The organism is Ignavibacteriales bacterium (assembly GCA_016709155.1).
Classification (GTDB): Bacteria; Bacteroidota; Ignavibacteria; order Ignavibacteriales; family Ignavibacteriaceae; genus JADJEI01.
Map to the genome: position 1 here is coordinate 272,453 of JADJEI010000013.1, position 22,622 is coordinate 295,074.

28 protein-coding genes are annotated in these 22,622 nt (G+C 35.4%); 9 read left to right on the forward strand and 19 right to left on the reverse strand.

The genetic code is table 11. The features are described from left to right. The first annotated feature begins 2 nt into the window (after positions 1-2). Both IPH11_14350 and IPH11_14355 read left to right on the forward strand, forming a co-directional pair. A complete protein-coding gene (locus IPH11_14350) occupies positions 3-1,133 on the forward strand; it encodes an aminotransferase class V-fold PLP-dependent enzyme (GenBank protein MBK6914763.1) in 1,131 nt (376 codons plus the stop codon). Between the two features lie 86 nt (positions 1,134-1,219). Beyond that, positions 1,220-1,771: a DUF2911 domain-containing protein gene (locus IPH11_14355; GenBank protein ID MBK6914764.1), complete on the forward strand. Its 552-nt coding sequence runs from the start codon at positions 1,220-1,222 to the stop codon at positions 1,769-1,771. A 49-nt stretch (positions 1,772-1,820) separates the two neighbouring features. On the opposite strand, the gene IPH11_14360 is transcribed toward IPH11_14355, so the two are convergent. Next, positions 1,821-3,167: a phosphomannomutase gene (locus IPH11_14360; GenBank protein MBK6914765.1), complete on the reverse strand. Its 1,347-nt coding sequence runs from the start codon at positions 3,165-3,167 to the stop codon at positions 1,821-1,823. Between the two features lie 252 nt (positions 3,168-3,419). Here IPH11_14360 and IPH11_14365 point away from each other — a divergent pair, with 252 nt between their 5' ends. The 3 genes from IPH11_14365 to IPH11_14375 all read left to right on the forward strand — a co-directional run bounded on the left by IPH11_14365 (position 3,420) and on the right by IPH11_14375 (position 5,954). Then, complete coding sequence (locus tag IPH11_14365) at positions 3,420-3,656, forward strand: hypothetical protein (protein ID MBK6914766.1); 237 nt, start codon at positions 3,420-3,422, stop codon at positions 3,654-3,656. A 142-nt stretch (positions 3,657-3,798) separates the two neighbouring features. Next, positions 3,799-5,262 (forward strand): S46 family peptidase, encoded by a 1,464-nt coding sequence (locus IPH11_14370; protein MBK6914767.1) that lies wholly within the window; start codon positions 3,799-3,801, stop codon positions 5,260-5,262. Continuing rightward, positions 5,205-5,954 (forward strand): S46 family peptidase, encoded by a 750-nt coding sequence (locus tag IPH11_14375; GenBank protein ID MBK6914768.1) that lies wholly within the window; start codon positions 5,205-5,207, stop codon positions 5,952-5,954. Before IPH11_14370 ends, IPH11_14375 begins: the two co-directional genes overlap by 58 nt. A 117-nt stretch (positions 5,955-6,071) precedes the next feature. Here the strand turns inward: IPH11_14375 and IPH11_14380 are convergent, their stop codons facing one another. The 5 genes from IPH11_14380 to IPH11_14400 all read right to left on the reverse strand — a co-directional run bounded on the left by IPH11_14380 (position 6,072) and on the right by IPH11_14400 (position 8,370). Next, positions 6,072-6,566 (reverse strand): DinB family protein, encoded by a 495-nt coding sequence (locus IPH11_14380; GenBank protein ID MBK6914769.1) that lies wholly within the window; start codon positions 6,564-6,566, stop codon positions 6,072-6,074. 19 nt (positions 6,567-6,585) lie between these two features. Continuing rightward, entirely contained in the window at positions 6,586-6,798 is a 213-nt protein-coding gene (locus IPH11_14385; protein ID MBK6914770.1) for a type II toxin-antitoxin system HicB family antitoxin, read from the reverse strand. 2 nt (positions 6,799-6,800) lie between these two features. Beyond that, positions 6,801-6,992, reverse strand: a complete 192-nt coding sequence (locus tag IPH11_14390) for a type II toxin-antitoxin system HicA family toxin (GenBank protein MBK6914771.1) — start codon at positions 6,990-6,992, stop codon at positions 6,801-6,803. Between the two features lie 144 nt (positions 6,993-7,136). Continuing rightward, the gene (locus tag IPH11_14395; protein MBK6914772.1) at positions 7,137-7,553 is read right to left on the reverse strand and encodes a VOC family protein; all 417 of its coding nucleotides are present in this window, start codon (positions 7,551-7,553) and stop codon (positions 7,137-7,139) included. 181 nt (positions 7,554-7,734) lie between these two features. Further along, on the reverse strand, positions 7,735-8,370 hold the full coding sequence (locus IPH11_14400; protein MBK6914773.1) for an SDR family oxidoreductase: 636 nt from the start codon (positions 8,368-8,370) through the stop codon (positions 7,735-7,737). Positions 8,371-8,645: 275 nt separating this feature from the next. On the opposite strand from IPH11_14400, the gene IPH11_14405 reads away from it, so the two are divergent. Continuing rightward, positions 8,646-9,626, forward strand: coding sequence for a hypothetical protein (locus tag IPH11_14405; GenBank protein ID MBK6914774.1), 981 nt, complete (start codon positions 8,646-8,648; stop codon positions 9,624-9,626). Between the two features lie 9 nt (positions 9,627-9,635). Here IPH11_14405 and IPH11_14410 read toward each other — a convergent pair whose 3' ends face one another. The 6 genes from IPH11_14410 to IPH11_14435 form a co-directional block, all read right to left on the reverse strand. Next, on the reverse strand, positions 9,636-10,058 hold the full coding sequence (locus IPH11_14410) for a hypothetical protein (protein ID MBK6914775.1): 423 nt from the start codon (positions 10,056-10,058) through the stop codon (positions 9,636-9,638). A 50-nt stretch (positions 10,059-10,108) separates the two neighbouring features. Beyond that, positions 10,109-10,336, reverse strand: a complete 228-nt coding sequence (locus tag IPH11_14415; GenBank protein MBK6914776.1) for a T9SS type A sorting domain-containing protein — start codon at positions 10,334-10,336, stop codon at positions 10,109-10,111. Beyond that, positions 10,249-10,881: a hypothetical protein gene (locus IPH11_14420; protein ID MBK6914777.1), complete on the reverse strand. Its 633-nt coding sequence runs from the start codon at positions 10,879-10,881 to the stop codon at positions 10,249-10,251. The genes IPH11_14415 and IPH11_14420 overlap by 88 nt, the downstream gene beginning before the upstream one ends. Further along, entirely contained in the window at positions 10,860-11,726 is an 867-nt protein-coding gene (locus tag IPH11_14425) for a hypothetical protein (GenBank protein ID MBK6914778.1), read from the reverse strand. Before IPH11_14425 ends, IPH11_14420 begins: the two co-directional genes overlap by 22 nt. A gap of 164 nt (positions 11,727-11,890) precedes the next feature. Further along, a complete protein-coding gene (gene gldC, locus IPH11_14430) occupies positions 11,891-12,229 on the reverse strand; it encodes a gliding motility protein GldC (protein ID MBK6914779.1) in 339 nt (112 codons plus the stop codon). A gap of 5 nt (positions 12,230-12,234) precedes the next feature. After that, on the reverse strand, positions 12,235-12,591 hold the full coding sequence (locus tag IPH11_14435; protein ID MBK6914780.1) for a thermonuclease family protein: 357 nt from the start codon (positions 12,589-12,591) through the stop codon (positions 12,235-12,237). Positions 12,592-12,651: 60 nt separating this feature from the next. Between IPH11_14435 and IPH11_14440 the strand changes: the two genes are divergently transcribed. Then, a complete protein-coding gene (locus IPH11_14440) occupies positions 12,652-13,206 on the forward strand; it encodes a hypothetical protein (protein MBK6914781.1) in 555 nt (184 codons plus the stop codon). Positions 13,207-13,405: 199 nt separating this feature from the next. Here the strand turns inward: IPH11_14440 and IPH11_14445 are convergent, their stop codons facing one another. The 3 genes from IPH11_14445 to IPH11_14455 are packed head-to-tail and all read right to left on the reverse strand — an operon-like array spanning position 13,406 to position 15,940. Further along, positions 13,406-13,711 carry a GTP cyclohydrolase gene (locus IPH11_14445; protein MBK6914782.1) on the reverse strand — a complete coding sequence of 102 codons (306 nt, stop codon included), beginning with the start codon at positions 13,709-13,711 and terminating at the stop codon, positions 13,406-13,408. A gap of 16 nt (positions 13,712-13,727) precedes the next feature. Then, on the reverse strand, positions 13,728-15,008 hold the full coding sequence (locus tag IPH11_14450; GenBank protein ID MBK6914783.1) for an MFS transporter: 1,281 nt from the start codon (positions 15,006-15,008) through the stop codon (positions 13,728-13,730). Beyond that, positions 15,005-15,940, reverse strand: coding sequence for a hypothetical protein (locus tag IPH11_14455; GenBank protein ID MBK6914784.1), 936 nt, complete (start codon positions 15,938-15,940; stop codon positions 15,005-15,007). Before IPH11_14455 ends, IPH11_14450 begins: the two co-directional genes overlap by 4 nt. Positions 15,941-16,069: 129 nt before the next feature. On the opposite strand from IPH11_14455, the gene IPH11_14460 reads away from it, so the two are divergent. Together IPH11_14460 and IPH11_14465 are read left to right on the forward strand one after the other, a co-directional pair. After that, positions 16,070-17,545 (forward strand): aminotransferase class V-fold PLP-dependent enzyme, encoded by a 1,476-nt coding sequence (locus IPH11_14460; protein ID MBK6914785.1) that lies wholly within the window; start codon positions 16,070-16,072, stop codon positions 17,543-17,545. A 119-nt stretch (positions 17,546-17,664) separates the two neighbouring features. Continuing rightward, positions 17,665-18,405: a cytidylate kinase-like family protein gene (locus tag IPH11_14465; protein ID MBK6914786.1), complete on the forward strand. Its 741-nt coding sequence runs from the start codon at positions 17,665-17,667 to the stop codon at positions 18,403-18,405. A gap of 19 nt (positions 18,406-18,424) precedes the next feature. On the opposite strand, the gene IPH11_14470 is transcribed toward IPH11_14465, so the two are convergent. The 4 genes from IPH11_14470 to IPH11_14485 all read right to left on the reverse strand — a co-directional run bounded on the left by IPH11_14470 (position 18,425) and on the right by IPH11_14485 (position 22,485). After that, positions 18,425-19,171 (reverse strand): LytTR family transcriptional regulator DNA-binding domain-containing protein, encoded by a 747-nt coding sequence (locus IPH11_14470; GenBank protein MBK6914787.1) that lies wholly within the window; start codon positions 19,169-19,171, stop codon positions 18,425-18,427. Positions 19,172-19,241: 70 nt separating this feature from the next. Next, positions 19,242-20,297 carry a histidine kinase gene (locus IPH11_14475; GenBank protein MBK6914788.1) on the reverse strand — a complete coding sequence of 352 codons (1,056 nt, stop codon included), beginning with the start codon at positions 20,295-20,297 and terminating at the stop codon, positions 19,242-19,244. Between the two features lie 17 nt (positions 20,298-20,314). After that, complete coding sequence (locus IPH11_14480; GenBank protein ID MBK6914789.1) at positions 20,315-21,061, reverse strand: hypothetical protein; 747 nt, start codon at positions 21,059-21,061, stop codon at positions 20,315-20,317. Between the two features lie 203 nt (positions 21,062-21,264). Beyond that, on the reverse strand, positions 21,265-22,485 hold the full coding sequence (locus tag IPH11_14485) for an aminotransferase class I/II-fold pyridoxal phosphate-dependent enzyme (protein MBK6914790.1): 1,221 nt from the start codon (positions 22,483-22,485) through the stop codon (positions 21,265-21,267). Between the last annotated feature and the right edge of the window lie 137 nt (positions 22,486-22,622).

The window sequence follows — 22,622 nt, forward strand, 5'->3', positions numbered from 1 at the left end:
CGATGAACCTTCAAAATGTCAGAGAACTTTTCCCACATATTAAAAGAAATATCATCTACTTAAATCATGCTTCACGAGGACCGCTTTGCACACCAGTGATTGATTCAATAAATAATGCAATCGCCGAGCAGTCAACTGAGCGGATTGACGACTACCCATCATTTCTTAATATCATGGTGGAGACACGTGAACTCTTAAGTAAAATGATCAATGGCAATTCTGATCGAATTGCTTTTTTAGATAACACCACCAATGCGATTAATGTAATTGCGAACGGCATTAATTGGAAACGAGGGGATAGAATATTATTGAATGATATTGAATTCCCGGCGAATGTCTATCCGTTTCTAAATCTCAAAAGTGAAGGAGTGGGAGTGGATTTTGTAAAATCCGAAAATGGAATCGTTTCGGCGGAAAAAATAATTGAAGCAATTAAACCATTAACAAAATTAATATCCATTAGTACTGTGCAGTTTCTATCAGGCTATCGCGCTGATATTGAACTGATTGGGAAAGTTTGCAAAGAGAAAAATATTATTTTTTCTGTTGATGCAATACAGGCCTTGGGTGCTGTTCAGATTGATGTAAAAAAATGTAATATTGATTTCCTTGCCTGCGGCTCACAGAAATGGATGTTAGGACTACAAGGCTTTGCTTTTATTTATGTAGCAAAATATTTACAGGAAACTATGCAGCCTAAAAATATTGGCTGGCTATCTGTTGAAGATGCATGGAATTTGCTTCATTATAATTTGAAGTTGAAAAATTCTGCGCTTGCTTTTCAAGGCGGAACCGTAAATAATTTTGGGGTTTATGCACTCAATTCTGCTTTGAAACTTTTTTTCGATTACGGTTTTGATAACATCGAATCAAATGTAATCCGTAATTCAAAATACGTTATCCAAAAACTGAATGAGTTAGGGTTTACTTCCTCATTAACCGGTTTAAATGAAAAAAATATTGCCGGGATAGTTAGTTTTGCTCATCCGAAATCTGAAGAAATTTATCGGAGTTTATCCAGGGAAAAAATATTTATATCCTCGCGTGAAGGCTTTATTAGAATATCTCCTCATTTCTATAATACTAAAGATGAAATAGATTATTTAATTTCTGAATTTAATAAGTACTGTTAAATTTGGTAGAAAATTATTCCGTAAAAATTTTTAATATTATTTTTATATTGAATTATATATTAACAAGAAAATGTTTCAGGAGTTTTATGATCAGAATTTTTTCGACAGTATCGTTTACAGCATTAATACTTGTTCTAACTCTACTCTTCGCTGATGGAAATTATGCTCAGGATAGAAAGATTAGAGTTAGTCCAAAGGCGGGTGTATCACAGACAGTCGGGCTTACTGATATTTCTATTTCTTATAGCCGCCCCGGAGTAAAAGGCAGGAGCATTTGGGGCGAATTGGTGCCTTATGGCAAAGTCTGGCGAGCCGGTGCTGACGAAGCAACAAAAATTACTTTCAGCACTGATGTTTTAATTGAAGGCAAAAAGCTTTCTGCTGGAAGTTACAGTTTCTTTGTTATTCCAAATAAAAATGAATGGACAATTATTTTTAACAAAGTTGCAGACCAGTGGGGAGCTTTCGAATATAATGAATCGCAAGATGCACTTCGGCTAAAAGTTAAAACTCAATCCATTGATTTCCAGGAATGGTTGACTTATTCATTTTACAAGACTTCTGATAGCACTGCTTTAATTTCATTGGTCTGGGAAAAAATGAAAGTAATATTTAAAGTTGAAGGTTCTAAAAAATAAATTTATTTTCAACAGTCATTATATCAGCCATTAATTAAAGCGAGATTAATTATGACCTAATGATATCTAATAATTCAATCGTTTTAAATTGCATTAGTTCAATATTATTTCTGCTTTCTACATTTAATCTTAAAATTGGTTCAGTGTTCGACATTCGTACATTGAAACGCCAGTCATCATATTCAACACTTAATCCATCAAGGTTATCACGTTTTCCTCCGGGAAATTTATTTTCAATCTCTGCAATTTTTTCCAGTGGATTTTGTACCGTTGAATTTATTTCCCCCGAACAGGGATAAGCAGCTATCATTTCGCTGACTAATTGAGATAAAGTTTTATTTTCTTCACTCATAAGTTGAATCACAAGAAGGAAGGGGATCATTCCACTATCGGAATAAGCATTATCTCTAAAGTAATAATGAGCTGACATTTCACCACCGTAAACAGCATTTACTTCTCGCATTTTTTGTTTAATATAAGCATGCCCGCTTTTTGAAATAACCGGAATGCCGCCATTGTTATTCACTAATTCAACCGTATTCCATACTAAACGGGGGTCGTGAACGATTTTTCCGCCGGGATTATTTTTAAGAATAGATTTAGCTAACAGCCCAACGATGTAATAACCTTCAATAAAATTTCCGGTTTCATCAAAGAAAAAACAGCGGTCGTAATCGCCGTCCCACGCAACGGCAAGATTAGCTTCGTATTTTAATAATGCATCTATGGTTGGTTTCCTGTTTTCTTCGAGTAATGGATTTGGAACTCCATTGGGGAAGCTCGAATCGGGGTTATGAAATACTTTAATCATTTCGATCGGGAGTTTATTTTCTATTGCATCAAGAGCTGGTCCTACGCAGCCATTACCAGCATTAACAACAACTTTGAATGGACTGATTTTCTTTGGATCGTAAAATTTGGAGAGGTTATTTATAAATTCGTTCATAACATTTAATTGAGTAACAGTTCCCCTTTGGCTTGCTTTCTCTCCCAGATTATTGTTCAGGATCATTTTTTCAATTTCACTTAAGCCGGAATCATAACCAACCGGTACTGAACCTTTGCTCACGAACTTCATTCCATTATACTCCGGAGGATTATGGCTGGCGGTAATCATTATTCCACCATCAGCATCAAAGTGTGGAGTAGAGAAATAAATCATTTCTGTACCGCATAAGCCTATGTCAATAACATCCGCACCGGCATCGGTTAGTCCAAAAATTAATGCATCACTTAATTGCGGAGACGAAATTCTTACGTCGTGTCCAACAACGATTTTTTTTGCTTTAAGATAATTACAAAAGGTTCGTCCGATTTTGTACGCAAGCTCGGCATTAAGTTCTGAAGGTATTTTACCGCGTATATCGTATGCTTTGAATGAATTTAGTTTGTCCATTGTTTCTCCATTAAAATTTAACAAGAAGGAAATATTCGTATTCTTTATAAAATCGGTGCTCAATTTATAAAAAAATGAGTTCGGGACAATCAAAGAAAAAGTGAGTGGTGATTTTTTTTTCAATAGACATTTACAAATACTCTGATTAAATTTGCAACAAAAATTTTTAAGGAGAATCTTATCGCAAATTCTGATACAATTAAATGGCATTTCGCAAAGTGTAATAATTCCAGATGCAATTCAATTTTCTTGGTGAACCCTGAGGAAACTCCCGGCGACCTTGGATTTATTTGTCCGGATTGCAGCAGGAAAACTACTACTTCGCATATTGTGCAATGTTCAAGCTGCAAAACAGTACTAAATTTTGTTAGAGCTAATCCAAGTGAAGAAAAAGTTGTTTTTACTGTTCCCAAATGTTCGCATTGCATAGGCACGATTGAAGACGAATGGGAAGTAGAACCATTATATCAGCCCGAGTCTTACATCTGAACTGCTCAACGTTTTATTTTCAACTTTTATTACTTTTAAACAGGGGATGCATTGCTATACCTTAAACGATTTACTATTTCTAATTGTAGAATCTTCTTTCAAATTAAACCCAATCAATTTTCATTAAACCTAAGGAATTTTTATGAAATTTTTTATTTCTAAATCATTTAAAATTTTCTTTCTGATTTCGTTTTTTACTTTGCTTTTTATTCAGGCAGTTCCTGCTCAGCAAACTTATCAAAGTGTTGACTTTGATACGGTGAAAGCCGGCAGATTTGACACCGGTAAAATGTGGACATTTGAATACCCGCCGTTAGATTATTTTCAAGAAGCATATAATTTTTCGCCTGATCAGCAATGGTTGGATAATGTAAGAATGTCTGCGCTTCGGTTTGCTTCTTATTGTTCAGCTTCTTTTGTCTCTGCTGATGGATTAGTGATGACAAATCATCATTGCGGACGGCAAAGTGTTACGGAAGTTTCACAGGAGGGGGAGAACCTTCACGAGACTGGTTTCTGGGCACAAACATTAGCTGATGAAAGACCTGTACCTGGACTTTTTGTAGATCAATTAGTTTTAGTGCAGGATGTCACTGATGAAATTCAAGATGCTGTTGATAATGGTGAAACTTACGAGCGGCAATTAGAATTGAAGGACAGTGTTATTGCTTCAATCGAAAATCGTGAAGCTGAAGCAACGGGACTTGAAGTTTCTATCACAGAGCTTTATTACGGCGGCAAATATTCCTTATATGGATACAAAAGATATAATGATGTCCGTTTAGTTTTTGCTCCTGAAGATCAAATCGGATTTTTTGGCGGCGACCCGGATAACTTTACTTACCCCCGTTTTAATCTTGATTGTACTTTCTTCCGCGTTTATGATGAAAATGGAAATCCTCTTAAGACAGATAACTATTTTAAATGGAGTTCAAATGGTGCCGCAGTCGGTGAACCAATTTTCGTGGTTGGAAACCCAGGCAATACAACTAGATTAAAAACTGTAGCCCAACTGGAATATTTCAGAGATATTCAGTATCCAAGAACGATTGATATTTTAAAAGACCTGTACAACACTTACACTAAAATGATAGAACTTCATCCTGAAAATAAAATGGAACTTCAGGATATGGCTTTTAATTTTTCCAATGGTCTTAAATCCTATTACGGCAGAATGGACGGTTTAAATGATCCGGTTATGATGCAGCGTAAAAAAGATTTTGAAAAGAATTTTAAAAATGCCGTTATGTCTGATTCTGACTTAAAAGAAAAGTATGGCGAATCCTGGGATAAAATTGAATCCATCAGAAATGAACTGAGAAAAATTTCAAATGAACTTTTTATCCTTAACCAAAACAGATTTACGAGCACACAATACTTTTTTATTGCTCAGGATGTTATTGAACTTGCCAACGAACTCAATCTGCCCGAAGATCAGCGTGATGATCTCTATAAAGGTGAAGAACTTCAAAATACAATCAACTCTTTAATTCCGGAAGATTTTGATTTTGAAATGAATAAAATGCTTTTGGAAACCAAGTTACCAGAATGCAAAAACTTGTCGGAGTTGATTATCCTTTACTTAAAAAAATTACCGGCGGACTAAAGGGAAAAGAAGCTGTTGAATATATGCTCGAAAATTCTTATCTGACTAATGTTGATAAATTAAAATCACTTATTGAAGAGGGTGGTGATGCAATATTAAATTCAAACGATCCATTTATTTATTTTCTCCAAAATTCCGAAGAAAAGGCGGCTGAGTTAAAAGCAAAATCTGACGAACTTCTTGGCGAAGAAGAAATTTACAATCAGAAATTAGGTAAAGCTGTGTTCGAAGTTTATGGCACTTCAATTCCGCCTGATGCAACATTTACTTTAAGGATTGCTGATGGCGTTGTTCAGGGGTTCCCTTATAATGGAACAACTGCCCCCGCGTACACAACTTTCTACGGAATGTATGATCGTTACTTCGCATTTAATAAAGAATATCCGTGGAGTTTGCCGGACCGATGGAAAAATCCCCCTGCAGATTTTGACTTAAGCACCCCTCTTAATTTTGTTTCGACAAACGATATTATTGGTGGTAACTCAGGCAGCCCCGTAATAAATATGAATGGCGAGATCGTCGGTTTAGCTTTCGACGGCAACATCGAAAGTCTCCCGGGTGATTTCATTTTCCGTACTGAAAAAAATAGAACTGTATCTGTACATTCTTCTGGTATGATGGAGGCGATAAAAGTAATTTACAATGCTACCCGTCTTAGCAACGAATTAAAAAATGGAAAGATTTCTGAATAAGAAATTCCATTTTAATTTAAAAAGCTGAAGATAATATGTTCACTCTTTTTGAACATGAAATATCTTCAGCTTTTTTATTTAAGAACGTATTTCTTTTCGATCGTCCTTAAAAATTTCTTAACTCATTTGCTTCACTAAAAATTTATTTATTTGTCTTTTGTGGCGAAGGATATGCATTACAGCATGTTCAAGTATTTGTTCAAAATTATATTCTTCGTTCCAGCGCGTCATAAATTTAATTTTACCAAGATTGTTTTCAATCAATTCACGATTTAGATCGTAAAGATTTGTGATGTTGAAATAAAGCATATTATAAATTTCACGAATTGCTTCTTCAGTAGTTTCCAATTTCATCTCGTTCGCATTCGGAATTTCGAATGGAATGTTTAATGCTTTTAGAATATAACCAGCATATCCATAACCACTGCGAATTATGTGCCTCGTAATAGTTTGAATTGATCTGCAATCTTCATCATCAGTATCTTTATCCACCATAGTTATAAATTCTTTTTGAGATGTATGTTTGAGCACGTCAACATATTCATCAACTGCTTTTTGATAAATATCTGTTATTGCACCGAGAGCACCGATACGGGCAAAATCTTTTTTCATTTTTCTTCTCGAATAAGATCTAATTAAATACTAAAAATTCACTTTCAGATTTAGCAACTGGAATCTTTTGTTTATCCGCAATCAGCCCTTGAAGATGGAATTGAATAGCTTCATAAATTCTTTTTTCAGTGTCTCGTTTTGTTTTGCCAGTAGCAACGCATCCGGGTAAATCTGGCGAATAAGCACTGAAGCCAGTTTTTGTTTTTTCGTAAACTACTAAATATTTTTTCATAATTATCCTTTCATTTGTGCTTGTTTCAAGATACTGTTAAGAGTTCCAGGTGCCATTTCATCTGACATTCGATGATGAGAAACAGTAACAAGTCCCTTTTTAACGGAATGTCTAAATTGTTTATGGCTCCCTTTCTGTCTCACCAAGTACCAACCGTCATTCTCTAATAGCCGAATAATTTCTCTTACTTTCAATCTAAATTAATACAGAATTAAAATTTCATGTTACATTAGATAAAATACTTTAATTATAGTATAATTTACAAAAGCCGTTTTAATAATCTAAGAATTGATTGCTATCTTTTTATTTTATCCATGTAAAAAAATCTATGACTGAAATCATTTCGTTGTTTTCCCTTCATACGAATTTGTAAATACACTATCTACCGGTTCCCATAATTCTATTTTATTATTTTCCGGATCAAGAATGTGAACGAACTTTCCATATTCATATACTTCAATAGAATCAAGAACGGTAACGCCGTTGGATTTCAATTCTTCAACAAGCTGTTCTAAGTTCTCAACTCTGTAATTGATCATAAAGTCTTTTTCGGAAGGAAGAAAATATTTTGTATTCTCTTTGAATGGACTCCACTGTGCATATACTTTCTCAGATGGAGGATCGGAATTTCTAAACTCAAAAAGCGAACCATATTCATTGGTTACCAATCCTAAGTTGGAATTATACCATTGTTTAATTTTTTCGGGATCTTTGCATTTGAAAAAGATACCGCCAATTCCAATTACTTTTTTCATTTTGATCTCCTGTCCTTGTTCGATTTGATTTTGTTTAGAAATTGTTTGCGTCTGGTTTTGCGGCAAAGTGAAACTACAAAACACGACTAATGCTAATATTATTTTATAAAAAATTTTTTGGAGTATATTCATTTTACACCTATATGAATTTAAAAGTAAAGGTAATAATTAAATATCGAGTCTAACGATTAACAATTCCAACTGTTTTATCGAAAAAAGTTTTATCACTTAACTGAGTGAGTATAAAATGAGCAACGTTTGCTCTTGAAATTGTTTTAGTTATAAAATAATTTCCGACATTGGTCCCAACCTTATATTCACCTGTCAACTTACTGTTTGTCAATTGCCCGGGACGAACCATTGTCCAGGCAAGATTGCTTTTTATAATTAATTTTTCTTGTTTGGCTTTATCTCTAAAGTAAAAGTAAAGAATTATAGGAATTGTAAAAAGCGTGTAATATAATCCAAGCTTAAATCGGCTGTCATTTATCCCGAGAGTCGTGATACAGATAAATCTTTTTACATCATGCTTTTCCATAGCAGCAATGATGTTCTTTGTTCCTACAGAAAGAATATTTGTCTTGATGAAAAAACGCTTATGACCGAGCGAGGATATTACAGCCTCCTGATCATCAACCGCGTCCAGCACATCGCTGAGGTTTAAAACATTTCCCTTTCGAATTAAAAGATTGGGATGTTTTATTGTAACTTTTTGCGGATTGCAGACAAGTACGGTTATTTTGTGTCCGAATTCTAATCCCTGTTTAACAAGTTCTCGCCCGGTTCCCCCTGTTGCCCCAATTATTAATAACTTCATGGTTTACCTGATTAGTTTTTTTTCAATTTTAATTTAAGTGATAAAATTCTGTTATTGATCAAAATTATATGAACGGTAGATTCGATTAACAGGCTTAAATAAGATTATCTCTGGAAATTATTTTTTTATTATAATTGAATGTAAAAATCACTTCATAAAAATGGTACTTCTTTTGTCATTTGACAATAATGTACTTAACATTAAATTTTAGCAGTTCATTCAGCTAAATATTAATACACACTGAAGTTATTATTAATTATAATTCGGAATTAGATATGAAAAACAACATCCTCTTTATCGTTATTGTAGTTTTGTCTGCGATTCTAACATCCTGCAGCAGTGATAGTTCAAATCCAGTGACTCCCACTGTGCCATTTAGCGCAACTCCTGTAATAGATCTTGTTTCACCCAATGAGTATAAAAGTGAAAAGGGCGGACTTTATGATAATTGGATAAACGAGATTCCTGTTACACAAAAATCAGCAGCATTGAATGAGATATCGAAAATAGAGGCGCTGGACATTTCCGGCAATCCTTCTGATACAGGGAAAGTGGTAATGATTTCAATTGGAATGTCGAACACTTTTTACTCCTTCGAAAAATTTCAGGCTTTCTCGAATACTGATCCTGATAAAGCGCCGGAATTGTTTTTATTGAATGGTGCACAAGTCGGGCACGATGCAATTGAATGGGCAACGGACGATAGACAAGATTGGGAAAAGTTAGAAGCAAAGCTAGATCAGCAAGGTCTAACTACTAAACAAGTACAAATCGCCTGGATTTATTTAGCTTATCGAGATCCGGTAGAACCATTCCCAACTTCAGCAAAAAATTTACAAGGATATATTCAGACTGTTTTAAATACTTTGCAATCAAAATATCCAAACATTAGAATTGCTTATCTCACAAGCCGGGAGTATGCAGGCTACTCAATGCCGAATGCATCTAACCCCGAGCCTTATGCTTATGAAAGCGCTTTTGCTGTTCGATGGCTTATCGAAGATCAAATGAACGGAAAAGCAGAGCTTAATTTTGATCCGGCAAAGGGTGAGGTAAAATCTCCGATTATTGTTTGGGGTCCTTACACCTGGGCTGATGGTTTAAATCCACGCAGTGACGGATTAACATGGGCGCGTGCTGATTTTAATGACGAGGATGGGATGCACCCAAGCGATCAGGGCTATTCAAAGTTAGGAAATATTATGCACGATTTTTTTAAGACTAACGAATTATCAAGTTCCTGGTTTAACAAATAATATTTCAAATCAAATTTGTTTATGATCAGATGAATCTTGCTGCCGGGATTGTTTTCTCAGTTCAAGTCCTCGCACAATCACGAATGCGATCAAAGCGAAAATAAAAAATAGCAAGAGCATCCACGCCACGCTTTGAAGAGTATCAATCATTGTTCTGTAAACCTCAAGCACCCAGCGTTCGGTTGTAAGTTTTAATACGGTCTCACCTTCTACACCTGTGCTGATGTATCTTTCCAAATCCCACACGCGCACCCCTCCTGATATTCCCACAACGTATATCGCAAACAAAATATATCTTGACCATGCTGTGTAAATATCTTCATTTACCAAGCGATGCAGAATTTTGTGGATTGACGACTTAAAAATGAAAACGATAATTGCACAAACCGCAAATGCAATTAAAAAGTTTATGATAAGCAGTGTGATGAACAAAGTATTCTCCTAAAATTATTATTGAACAAATTAAAACTTTATCATTGAATTTATTTAATTAGAATCATCTTTCTTGTTTCTTTGTATCCTCCCGCCTCTAAAGTATAAAAATACATTCCGCTGTTTAGTTCTTTTGCATCAAAATTGATTCTATAAGTCCCCACCTCTCTAATTTCGTCAAGAAGTGTTATTAATTCCTGCCCCAGCAAGTTGAATATTTTAAGTTTACATTGGTTGTTTGCGGGATTGAAAATTCTATAGTCGTATTTGGGTTGAATGGATTAGGATAGTTGGGTAGTAGTAAGAATGTTGAAAATACCGGAGGAGTTTCGCGAACAATGGTAACATTGTTCACCTCTACCATAAATTGTAATTGACCGATCGCTGAATTATTATCTCTGACTTGAATAGTAGCAGTATGCAAGCCGAGAGAAATTGGTTGACCTGTTATATTCGCAACGACAGTACCAATGCCCGGGGTGGAATTTTCCAATGCAGTAAGTCCAGGTACCCCGATGTCACCTGGAATAGTCCATAATGTGTCATCATCTACATCTTGAAACTCAAAATTCCAATTGTACGAAGAATCCGTAAAAACCGATACTGTATCAGGCCAACTACCTGTAAATATTGGTGCGTGGTTTGTAGGGGGTGGGGATTCATAATCATAACGATAAATGACACTGAATAAACATACTGCCCATCCATGATTCTCATCCGGTGTTTTAATGTAAACAGGGTTGTAATTTGTCGAATTCTGTAATATTGTGTCCCATGTTATGCCGGAATTAGTACTTTTAATTATTCCATTAATTGATCCCAAATCTCCACCAACAAAACTTGATCTGTATTTGGCACTACTGATAGTCCTGGTTTCCAACCCTCTGCCTGCCAGCTGAATTGAAGATTCCAAGATAAACCACCATCGGAGGTTATATATAAATGTGAATCAATTGGTAAATGATCAATATCTGTCATCAGAGCATAGCCTATTTCACCGTTAACAAACGCTACATTATCAACTTGAAATCCTAAATCAATATTAGCTGCTATCCAGCTATTACCTCCATCCGTTGTTCTATCTAGTAAACCTTCACTGCCACTTACTATAAAATTCAAAGAGTCGAAAACTGTAATACCACCAAATCCACTGACTGACGGAAAGAGTGTCAATTGCCAAGATTGACCCATATCGGAAGTTTTCATAATTATTCCGTGTAAATCTGATGATCCATAAGCACCGGCGAACCAAATGGAATTCCCAACTTTTGCTATCTCCCCCCAGTAAACTGGTGTTGGTGCAGGATGGGTTAATCGAATCCAGTTAATGCCACTATCAGTTGTATGAAGGATACGTCCTGAACCATTATCTCGACCGGAAGCAGCCCAACCGGATTGTAAGTCTTCCATAAAAATTGTACTGAGACTGTAATTCCCGGTCGGGGTGTTTTGCGGTTCAAACGTACTCCCCCCGTCTGTGGTACGAATTATTTTGTAATCTGAACTGATACTAAAATCGCCTATGAACCAACCGTTCAAACTATCGACAAAATTAAAACCATAAAAATCATCCCCGGGATTATTATATACTATATTCCATTGAGCAAAAACATCAAACACACAAAACAATTCCAAGATTACGAATACGATTATAAGTAAACGATTCATGGTGACTCCCAATATTTAAATAATCATTTATTTTAAAATTAAGAAATAATTGTTTGATTCTCCATTTTGTTCTCATTCTCCAAAGTCAATTGTTCATCAAAACTCTCTATATTGATTTTAAAACATAGTCCTTTGGTGCCCATCAGAAGGCAGGAATTGTAAAACTAAACTGCTTTATCTTCTTCCAATTTCTTTGAAAACTCTCTCGCAAATTTTCTGATCATTTCTGCGGCTTCGATATTGTTGGTGGAAGATTGAAAAGTTTCCGCCATCTTCTGGAAAATTTGCTGGAAGTGTAAATACATATCACCCACCATCATATCTTTTGTCCACAAGTCAATTGCAAGGGTGAGTTTATCTTGCGGATCCCACAACGACAGCATTAATGTTTTTGCTTCGCGGCTGCCATCGAATCCTGCATCTGTAGCAGACCAGTTAATTTTTACAGGCATGTTTTTTTCATCAAGCTTCACAGTGATTTTTATTTCTGATGTTTTATTCATTTTGATTAATACTTTCTATAAACCGCAAAACCGTTTTTAACTAATTCATCATTTATGTTTAGAAGTTTTCCCTTTTCATTTTCAAGCCAAATTTCGGCGAGATATCTTCCGTACTTTTCTTTTGCGTCTTTAATTGTTTCGATAAGGATTTCTTTATTCAAAATCTGACTGCGCAAATAATCCCGCGAGACTAATCCTTTGCTGCGTGTTTTACCTTTTAATTCCGGCGCATCAATTCGCATCAGTCTCAGCTTTTCACCCTTAATCCACGTATGCAAACCGAGGTCAATATCAACCGTGCAGGTGTCGCCGTCATAAACTGCTGTAACAACTGCTTTGTAATGATAAAGTTTGTCTTTCATTTCTATCCTTTTATTTAATTTAGATACGAGTTATTTTATTAATACAAACAAGAGAAAAATATGATCAAAAAATATTCAATAACTCTGTGCCTAATTTTAATATTAGTTGCTGTTAATTCAAAAGAAATATTTTGCCAAAATGATTTTAGTGCAGGCTTTTACGCCGGAGGCGGATTGATCACCGGCAACTCTTTTAGCCAGGGAAGTTTTAGTTTTTCCATTTTTGTCGAAAGCGGGTTTGAAATTATTCCAAACGTAACCCCTCGTTTAAGTTTTTTATATACGCAGGATTTTAACTCAATACTTCCTGATACAAGGGATAAGTACTATCCATTTTTAATGGGAATTGATCTTAAAGGAATCACCACTCAATATTTTGATAATAAAATTTTTCTCGAAGAAGGGGTGGGGCTGCTTGCACTTAATGATAGAATGTTCAGTGATACAAATGTGTGGGATTACGGAACTGTGCTTTCAGTTCTAATTGGAATAGATTTCCGTAACTTCAATTTGAAAGGAATTAAGTTAGGCTTGGGCACAGAGTATGGTTTAACTTTTAATAATACACTTGCCAATTACTACTCACTCCATTTGCAAATGCAGTATGCGATGTAATACATCATTATAAAATTTATTCATCTATAATTGTGTTCAAAGGCAGCATTCTTACGAAGGGAACGGACTCCCGTCCGTTCCGTTGTGGGTGGAGGTGTTTAATCGTTCAAGAACCATTTCAGCTTTGAATCACGGCTTACCGGCTCGGTCAGGAGACCGATCCCTACATTTGAAAAAAGAAGACCGATCCCTACATTTATTAATCCGAAAGTGCATTCAGCCAATCAGCTAAAAACTTCTGATGACTTACTGGAGTGAACTCGATAATTTCATATTCAGCAACATCAGCAATTTTGTACGGGTCAGATTTGAAAAATTGATTAATGTCCTCCAAAGATTTTGCCCTGCAAACAACCACACCCCCCTGGCGTGTCGGCTGTGGTCCCGAAACAAGAAGTAATTTTTCATCATAACCTTTTTGCAAATATTCCCTGTGTTTCGGGCGAAGTTCGTCCATTACTTCAGGATCGGCTTTGTATTTTACTATTACAACAAAATGTTTCATAAATATCTTTCAAAAATTATTTAGAATTTTTCTTGCCAAAGTCAGCATCAACTTTTATGAATCTGGCTATAATAAAAGCCGGGAGGGTGGAAATACAAACCCAGATAAAAAATAACTGATAACCAACTTGCTGTTGTATCCATCCGCTTATCATGCCCGGCAGCATCATCCCGAGTGCCATAAAGCCTGTTGCTATTGCATAACTCGATGTTTTATATTTCCCTTCAGAGATATAAATTAAGTACATCAGAAAAGCAGTGAATCCAAAGCCATAACCAAACTGTTCTAAAATTACGCAAAGATTAATCAAGAAGAAATTAGAAGTTTGTGAATAAGCGAGATAAACATAAACAAGATCAGGAAGATTAATTGCAATGAGCATCCACCAAAGCCAATGTTTTAAGCCGTTTCGTGCAACTGCAATACCGCCAAGTAATCCGCCAATTGTTAGCGCAATAATTCCCGCAGTACCGTAAACAAATCCAACATCTGAAGTTGAAAGTCCGAGACCACCGACTATTTGTTTATCAAGCAGAAAGGGGGAAGCAAGCTTTACTAACTGCGATTCACCCAAACGATAAACCAGAATAAAAGAAATAATTAAAAAGATATTCTTCTTCCGAAAAAACTCTGCGAAGGGTTCAACGAAATTATTTTTAGCCTGTGCAGAAATACTTTCATTAGTAATTACTTCCACGCCGGGCTTGGGAAGTGCAAATATCTGATAGATAAATAGTAGAAAAAATATTCCACTGATGATCATAAATACCACCGACCATGCGAAGCTTAAATTATTAAAAGATGTTTCAAGATTTCCAGCGAGAATCACAAACAACCCCTGCCCCGCAATATTTGCAATTCGATAAAACAATGTCCGCACTCCAACGAACAATGATTGTTCGTGTGGATTGAGGGCAAGCATATAAAAACCATCTGCAGCGATATCGTGCGTTGCCGAAGCAAAGGCGAGCAGCCAGAATATCGCCAGTGTTATCTGAAAAAAAGAAGAGGAGGGGATAGTAAACGCAATTGCAGCAAGCAGAGCAGATATGATAAACTGCATAGACAAAATCCACGCGCGTTTTGATTTCAACACATCAACAAACGGACTCCAAATCGGTTTGATCACCCACGGCAGATAAAGCCAGCTTGTATAAAGAGCAATATCCGTATTAGAAATTCCAAGCCGCTTGTAAAGAATAACGGAGACGCTCATTGCAAGTACGTAAGGAAGCCCTTCGGCTAAATATAAGAAGGGGATCCAGCTCCAGGGCTTAAGAGATTTTTTATCTATCATTTAATGTTGGAGTTTTTTATGATTTGTTTTTGAGCAAGAATAAATGCCCCCTCCAAAGCAGAGAATAAAGGTGATTGGATTTTAACTTCAGGTAGACTGTTTTTAATTTTTTGCCGTACAATACTTGAATAAATATTTTCATTTTCAAGCAAGCCTCCCATCAGGCATAAATTAAATTTATTGTTTCCTGTTTTATTGATGACCGCTTCAACAAGACTGATCAGTTCATCAGATTCATCATTAATAATTTTTCGTACGTGATCATCTTTATTGTAAAAAGTGATTATCACTTCAGCTAGTTTAGCAATATTATAATCTGTCGAATAAATTAAATCAATCAGTGAATTTCTATCATCAACAGATAATTCATCTTTTAAAAATTCAAACAGATGACTTTTGGGAATTACGCCGTCAATCTGTTTAGAAAAAATATTTAATGTTTTTCTGGCAATTGAATAACCACCACCATCATCGCCAATAATTCTGCCATAACCTCCAAGAGTAAAAAAATTGTTATTCTCCTCCTTTACAGCGATTATTGATCCTGTGCCGGCAATTAATACCGCGCCGTGCTTTCCTGCGTGAGCACCTTCGAGAGCAATTCTAATATCACTTTCTATAAAAATATTTTTGAATGATTTACCTTTCGAATGGGAATATGCATTCAAAATACTCTTAAAATTATCAGCTTGATGTTTCCTTCCTGCACCCGCTGCACCAATAATAATTGCTTCCACTTCTTCAACTTTCAGATTGTATTTATCAATGCATCGTTCGATGAGAGAAAATAGATCAGCAGCAGTTCTATTTGCTTCATTGATTAAAATATTTGCAGCCGGCCCAGTGATTTCGAAAATCGTTTCACCGTCAAGGTCGTATAAAGCGCATTTTGATTTTGATCCGCCGCTGTCTATTGCAATTATTGATTTCATTTTTACTGAGTTTGTTTTACAAAATAAAAATAGAGAAAATCGTTACTAATTGAAAAGTTTCGATAAATCTTTAATCTTCTTCAAACAGAATTATTTCTTTATTTTGCATAAAAATAACTAAGGTTTATTATGAGTTCACTCGAAGAATATTTCCATCCATTTAGAGAAAATATAGTTGGCTGCAATCAAACTTTTGAAACTGCCTACGGTATTCAAAAATTAATCTATGCAGATTGGATTGCAAGCGGAAGACTTTACAAACCAATTGAAGAAAAAATGTGTGAGTTGTTTGGACCGTTTGTCGGCAATACCCATTCGGAAGCGAGCGAAACGGGAACACTGATGACTCAGTCATATCATCTTGCGCAGGAGATAATTAAAAAGCACTGCAATGCATCAAAGGATGATGTGATTATTTCTGCCGGTTCAGGAATGACGGCAATGGTAAATAAGTTTATCAGAATTTTAGGACTCCGGGTTCCAGAGCAACTGAAAGATTTTATTTGTCTTCCTGAAGAATTGAAGCCGGTTGTTTTCACAACGCACATGGAGCATCATTCCAACCAAACTACATGGCTTGAATCTATTGCTGATGTTGTGGTCATCGCACCCGATAAAGAGGGTTGCGTTGATATTAATGATTTTATTATTCAGCTTGAGAAATTTAAAAACCGAAAATTAAAAATCGGTTCCTTTACGGCAGCCTCAAATGTTACAGGTATTATTCCTCCATACTATGAGCTTGCAAAGTTGATGCATCAAAATGGCGGCTATTGTTTTATTGACTTTGCCTGTGCTGCGCCTTATGTTAAAATAGATATGCATCCTTCTGATCCTTTGGAAAAACTTGATGCAATATTTTTTTCACCGCATAAATTTCTTGGCGGTCCGGGAACTTCTGGCATACTAATATTTGATTCCAAACTTTATAAAAATAAGATTCCCGATAATCCAGGCGGCGGCACGGTGGATTGGACAAATCCATGGGGGCAGCATAAATTTGTCTCAAACATTGAAGCGCGCGAAGATGGCGGAACGCCTGCATTTCTTCAAACTATTAAAGCCGCTTTGTGCATTCAGTTGAAAGAAAAAATGGGTGTTAAAAAATTGCGTGATAGGGAAGATGAACTTGTAAAAATTGTTTTTACTGAATTAAGAAAAACTCCCGGACTTCGTATTTTGGCAGATAACATTGAACATCGGCTTGGTGCAATTTCATTTTATGTAGATAATATCCACTACAATTTAATTGTGAAATTATTAAATGATCGCTTCGGAGTGCAGGTGAGAGGAGGGTGTTCCTGTGCCGGTACTTACGGACATTATCTGCTGCACGTTACTCCCGAACAATCACATAATATCACAGAAAAAATTAATCACGGTGATTTATCCGAAAAACCGGGGTGGGTAAGGTTATCAATTCATCCAACAATGACTAACGAAGAAATATATTTCATTGCAGACGGTGTTAATCAGATTGTCAAGAATATTTCTTTGTGGGCGAAAGATTACAAATATGATTTACATAAGAATGAATTTGAAAATATTTTAAGAGAAAGTGAACATTCAAAAATAATTAGACAATGGTTTGAAATTCCCGATTAGCAAAAAGCAAAAGTTTTGCTTTATCAATCAAACTTGATTCTTTCTGAAACAAATTTAAATTACAGGCGAAAATAATTTTGTCCTTTGGTTAATTATCAAAACTACAAGGAGTTTTTGCCATGTTAACTTTAGGTGCCTACGAAAAATGTCGTCGTTATATTGAGGCTCATTCACATCAATCCGGGCAATTAGAGCTTAATGAAATTAAATCGAGTTGTCCCTGTATAACAATTTCACGAGAAACCGGTGCGGGGGCGGGGTTTGTCAGTCAACATCTTATCTCCTATTTGCAGGCTGCTACTAAAGATAAATCTTGCGAGTGGACTTTTTTTGATAAACTGCTTATCGAAAAAGTTTTAGCAGATCATAATCTTCCAGGACAATTAAGTGAATTTATGAAAGAGGATAAGTACAGCAACATTTCTTCAGTCGTAAATGAACTGCTTGGAATTCATCCTTCAAAATGGACGCTGCTTCATAAAACAACCGAAACTATCATTCAACTTGCAAGGATGGGGAACGTTGTAATTGTTGGAAGAGCTGCAAATGTTATCACGGCTAAACTTCCAAATACTTTTCATGTCAGGCTTGTTGCTCCATTAGAAAATCGTGTACAGAAAATGATGAAGCATTATTCTATGAGTGAAAAGGAAGCTGGTGATTTTATTAAACGGGAGGATAATTCACGAAAGAATTATGTGAAGTCAAATTTTAATAAGGATATTGAAAATCCCCACCTTTATCATTTGGTTGTGAATACAGGATTAACTACGTATGAAGAGGCTGCAAGATTAATTGGACATGGAGTAATAAATAAATTCCATGCAAAGTTCGTCACTAAAGAGGCGGTTTTATATTGATAAGACATCGCTTGAAATTTCATAAAAGAGTTTTAAGTCTGTTCAATCCTGTTTTACTTACAGGAAGTTGAACATCATTCTTTAGAATTATTTTGTAGGATTCATTCGGCTGCATTTCAAGTTGTTTGATGTAATCAACACTTATAATATATGAACGGTGCACCCGGATAAAATTGGCGTTAAGGTATTTCTCAAAATACTTCATAGTTTTTTTCTTCAAGTATTTTGAATTGTCCGTGTATATCTGTACATAATCATCCTGTGCTTCAATCCACCTTATTTGATCGAGAGGGAGGATGGTGATTTTTGTGCCATCTTTAATTACTACCCTTTCGAGTTTTTCAATTTTCTTTTCGTTATGATGAATAATGTTTTGAATAGTATGTTGATAAGAAATTTTATCTTGAAGATTAATTTTAGCTTTCTTCAAAGCTTCCTCAAATCTATCCTGCGGCATTGGTTTTAATAAATAATCTGCAGCATTCACTTCGAAAGCTTTGATAGCATAATTATCATAAGCAGTTGTAAAAATTATCACGGGATGATTTTCGAGAAGCTCAAGCATTTCGAAGCCGGTTAGCTTTGGCATTTGAATATCGAGGAATATTAAGTCCGGTTTTTCTTCGTTGATTTTTTTTATAGCATCAAATCCATTTGAACATTCCGTGATGATTTCGATTTCAGGATGGGTGGAGAGATATTTTTTAGTTATCTGTCTTGCCAATGTTTCGTCGTCAATTATTATTGTCTTTATTTTATCGTTCATAATTTTTCCTGAATTAGTGTTAATTAGTGAAATTAGTGGCAAAAATTCTTGCCACGAATTACACGGATTTTCACGAATTATTTTTTAATGGAATATAAATGTTCACTATAAATTTACCATTTTCTTTCTTTACTTCGAGCAAGTTTTCCTGCTGATAAATCAAGTCCAATCTTTCTTTTATATTTTTTAATCCGACACCTGCTCCTTTTTTATGCGACTCGCCGTCAAAGTTATTGCTGATTGAAATTACTAAATAATTTTCATGTCTGCTGCAGGTTAGTTTTATTAAAATTTTATCAAACGTTTCATAGACTGCATGCTTTATTGCATTCTCAAAAATAGGCTGTAAAATCATACTTGGTATTTCAACTCTGCCGCACTCAGGATCAAACTCTTCTACGTATTCAAACTTATCCTCAAATCTGACTTTTTCTATATCGAGATAGAGTCTGATATTTTTTAATTCCTCGCTGAGTGAGTTTTTTTGTTGATCGTTGTTTGCGAGTGTATATCTTAAAAAGTCTGCAAGTTTAATTATCATTTGTTTAGCACGCGCAGGCTCAATATCCGTCAATGCGCTCATAGAATTTAAACTATTAAAAATGAAATGAGGATTTATCTGAAATTTTAGTGTTCTCAATTCGGCGTGTGTGATTAAATTTTTTAGTTCCGCTTCTTTAACAACTTTTTCTCTAAGATTTGCTGAATAACCTATCAGATAATAAAATGAAGTGATGACAAAATAGAAAAGGATACCAAGCAAAAACCTCCATGCAATTGAGCCTCCGAAGAATGGAATATAATCTTTATTGTCATTTAAAATTAAATTGATTAAAAAATATCCAAGGCTCAACCAAATAACTGTAGAAAAAATAGAACTAACCAAGTGGTTAACTAAAACTTTATAAATTTTTTCATCGAAAGAAATGAATCTTGCCGGATACCAGAAACTTAGTCCGATAACTGCGAGCAGAAAATTAAACACCAAACTATCAGCCAGTGCAAGTAAGTAGCTTATATTTAAACTGAATGTTATTAAAAGAAAATAAAAAATTGAAACAAATAACCATGCCACTATGTAGATGATTATGTTTTTAACATCACTCAGAATCGGATGGCTGTTCATAGTTTAATAGATGGAGATTAATATCTTGCTTTAATCTCACCGCCGCCAAAAAGTACAATACCCTTGATAATAAGTCTGCGACTGCTGTCTATAACCACACTCGGATGTCGTACAATTTTATTACTGAAGCCGCCAAAAAGAGGAAGAACGTCCAGAGTAACATTCCAATCTTGCGGCACAATAAAAGTACTGCCGCCGAATACAGCGATCAAATCAATAAAATTATTTCCTTCGGCAAGTTTGCATTGGCTAAGATCAATTTCGGAGCCGCCGAAAAGCGATGTAACACTGCCTCCTTCAAAATGATCGCTGAGGATTATTTTATTGCCCCCTCCAAAGATAGCAACATCGTCAACTCTGTTTACATTCGTTGTAGTAGTTCGGTTAAAAAATCCTTTGTGAGTTTGCGTATTGGCTGTCGTTTCACCTCTTTTGTGCAGGAGGATGTAAACTCCAATAGCAATAATTATAACGGGAACTATGACTTCATCATCATAACTAATAAAATAAAAAACCTTCGGGATTAAAAAGAACACTCCAAGAATTACAAAAATGGAGCCGACGAGTTTCTTATTGCTTTTTACAATTAGAATTAGTCCGGCAAAAATAAAAAATGAGGGCCAGGAAAAAATTACATCTGCAACATCGAAGTTAAAAATGTTCATAGAGTTGAATAAGAACATCACTCCAATGAAGATCAAAGCGGCGCCGAAAACCAACCTTGCAGTTCCAGTTCGGGTTCCTGTTTCAATATTTTCGTTCATTTTTATTTTCCTTTGGCTTTTATTTTTCTCGCAGGCAAAATAATTTTCAATAATCACCAAATAAAGTACTATTCGGTGAATTGCAGGAAATCATCGGTAAATGGTAAAGATTCAAGTATTAAAAACTTGTTCTAAACCTCGATCTTGAACTCGACCTTGAACTTGAACTTGAACTTGACCTTGAATTGAACTTCAGTCCGCTCTTAAACTTTTACTTTCGCTTCGTCCAATTGCGCTTTTTCAACTTTCTGAAGCGCTTGTTCAAGATCAGCGATCAGATCGTTTACATTTTCAATTCCAACAGAAATTCTAACCAAACCTTCTGTAATTCCACCAGCCAATCTTGCTTCTTTGCCCATAGAAAAATGTGTCATACTTGCAGGATGCTGAATCAAACTTTCAACTCCGCCTAAACTTACAGCAAGCTGAAAAAGTTTAACCGAGTTCATCATCAATCTACCGGCTTCTAATCCACCTTTTAATTCAATTGTTATCATTCCGCCAGAACCCTTGTGCTGCTTTAATCCCACCTGATATTGAGGATGAGATTTTAAACCAGGATATCGAATTGATTCAACTAAGGGATGTTGCTCTAACCACTCAGCTATAATCTGGGAATTTTCGCAATGCTTTTCCATTCTTAATGCAAGAGTTTTTAACCCGCGATGGACAAGAAATGAGTTGAAAGGATCAATAACTCCGCCAAGTTGATTTAATGTTTTTCGGAACTGCAAATAAGTTGGCTCATCTTTCACAACAATAATTCCACCAACAACATCGGCATGTCCATTTAAAAATTTTGTAAGACTGTGCATAACAACATCAGCGCCAAGCGCAATTGGATTTTGCAATGCAGGACTCATAAATGTATTATCAACAACAACCGCAGCATTATTCTTATGTGCTATCTTTGATATTTCTTCAATATCAGAAATGCTAAGAGTAGGATTTCCGGGAGTTTCTAAATAGACTACCTTTGTATTTGGTTTAATTGCCTTTGAAACATTTTCAACAATGGATGTATCAACAAATGTAGTTTCGACACCAAATTTTTTCATTATTGTATTTAGTAAAGTTGTTGTTGGTCCATAAACAGCGGATGAACAAACAACGTGATCACCAGCCTGAGTTAGTGCTGCAAATATTGTGTGAACCGCAGCCATTCCACTGCCGCATCCAAGTGCTTTGTGTCCGCCTTCAAGTGCAGCAATCGCATCTTCCATAGCCTTGATGGTAGGATTTAACATTCTTGTGTAAATGTAACCTTTTTTTTCGCCTGCAAATTTTGCTGCGCCATCGTCTGTTGATTCAAATTTGAATGTAGATGTTTGATAAATCGGTGGAACTACAGAGCCATATTCATACTCATCAATACCTGAATGAACACACATTGTTTCAAAATTTATCTTTGAATGATTTTCCATATTGATCTTCCTAAAAATGTTTTATAAAAATAATGAACAAAATTAGGGAAAATTTATGAAAGCTTGAGAATATTCTCAAAAACGTTTTATGTGATTTGCTCAATTAATGATAAAAATATTATGTTTTATTAATATTG

Excerpts from the sequence above, each read along its gene's own strand:
- IPH11_14370 (MBK6914767.1), top strand. The coding sequence starts at position 3,799 with ATGAAATTTTTTATTTCTAAATCATTTAAAATTTTCTTTCTGATTTCG.
- IPH11_14475 (MBK6914788.1), bottom strand. The coding sequence starts at position 20,297 with ATGAACAGCCATCCGATTCTGAGTGATGTTAAAAACATAATCATCTAC.
- IPH11_14425 (MBK6914778.1), bottom strand. The coding sequence starts at position 11,726 with ATGAATCGTTTACTTATAATCGTATTCGTAATCTTGGAATTGTTTTGT.
- IPH11_14375 (MBK6914768.1), top strand. The coding sequence starts at position 5,205 with ATGCAAAAACTTGTCGGAGTTGATTATCCTTTACTTAAAAAAATTACC.
- IPH11_14400 (MBK6914773.1), bottom strand. The coding sequence starts at position 8,370 with ATGAAGTTATTAATAATTGGGGCAACAGGGGGAACCGGGCGAGAACTT.
- IPH11_14440 (MBK6914781.1), top strand. The coding sequence starts at position 12,652 with ATGATCAAAAAATATTCAATAACTCTGTGCCTAATTTTAATATTAGTT.
- IPH11_14350 (MBK6914763.1), top strand. The coding sequence starts at position 3 with ATGAACCTTCAAAATGTCAGAGAACTTTTCCCACATATTAAAAGAAAT.
- IPH11_14445 (MBK6914782.1), bottom strand. The coding sequence starts at position 13,711 with ATGAAACATTTTGTTGTAATAGTAAAATACAAAGCCGATCCTGAAGTA.
- IPH11_14380 (MBK6914769.1), bottom strand. The coding sequence starts at position 6,566 with ATGAAAAAAGATTTTGCCCGTATCGGTGCTCTCGGTGCAATAACAGAT.
- IPH11_14395 (MBK6914772.1), bottom strand. The coding sequence starts at position 7,553 with ATGAAAAAAGTAATTGGAATTGGCGGTATCTTTTTCAAATGCAAAGAT.
- IPH11_14385 (MBK6914770.1), bottom strand. The coding sequence starts at position 6,798 with ATGAAAAAATATTTAGTAGTTTACGAAAAAACAAAAACTGGCTTCAGT.
- IPH11_14470 (MBK6914787.1), bottom strand. The coding sequence starts at position 19,171 with ATGAACGATAAAATAAAGACAATAATAATTGACGACGAAACATTGGCA.
- IPH11_14480 (MBK6914789.1), bottom strand. The coding sequence starts at position 21,061 with ATGAACGAAAATATTGAAACAGGAACCCGAACTGGAACTGCAAGGTTG.
- IPH11_14485 (MBK6914790.1), bottom strand. The coding sequence starts at position 22,485 with ATGGAAAATCATTCAAAGATAAATTTTGAAACAATGTGTGTTCATTCA.
- IPH11_14455 (MBK6914784.1), bottom strand. The coding sequence starts at position 15,940 with ATGAAATCAATAATTGCAATAGACAGCGGCGGATCAAAATCAAAATGC.
- IPH11_14360 (MBK6914765.1), bottom strand. The coding sequence starts at position 3,167 with ATGGACAAACTAAATTCATTCAAAGCATACGATATACGCGGTAAAATA.
- IPH11_14435 (MBK6914780.1), bottom strand. The coding sequence starts at position 12,591 with ATGAAAGACAAACTTTATCATTACAAAGCAGTTGTTACAGCAGTTTAT.
- IPH11_14460 (MBK6914785.1), top strand. The coding sequence starts at position 16,070 with ATGAGTTCACTCGAAGAATATTTCCATCCATTTAGAGAAAATATAGTT.
- IPH11_14465 (MBK6914786.1), top strand. The coding sequence starts at position 17,665 with ATGTTAACTTTAGGTGCCTACGAAAAATGTCGTCGTTATATTGAGGCT.
- IPH11_14405 (MBK6914774.1), top strand. The coding sequence starts at position 8,646 with ATGAAAAACAACATCCTCTTTATCGTTATTGTAGTTTTGTCTGCGATT.
- gldC (MBK6914779.1), bottom strand. The coding sequence starts at position 12,229 with ATGAATAAAACATCAGAAATAAAAATCACTGTGAAGCTTGATGAAAAA.
- IPH11_14355 (MBK6914764.1), top strand. The coding sequence starts at position 1,220 with ATGATCAGAATTTTTTCGACAGTATCGTTTACAGCATTAATACTTGTT.
- IPH11_14450 (MBK6914783.1), bottom strand. The coding sequence starts at position 15,008 with ATGATAGATAAAAAATCTCTTAAGCCCTGGAGCTGGATCCCCTTCTTA.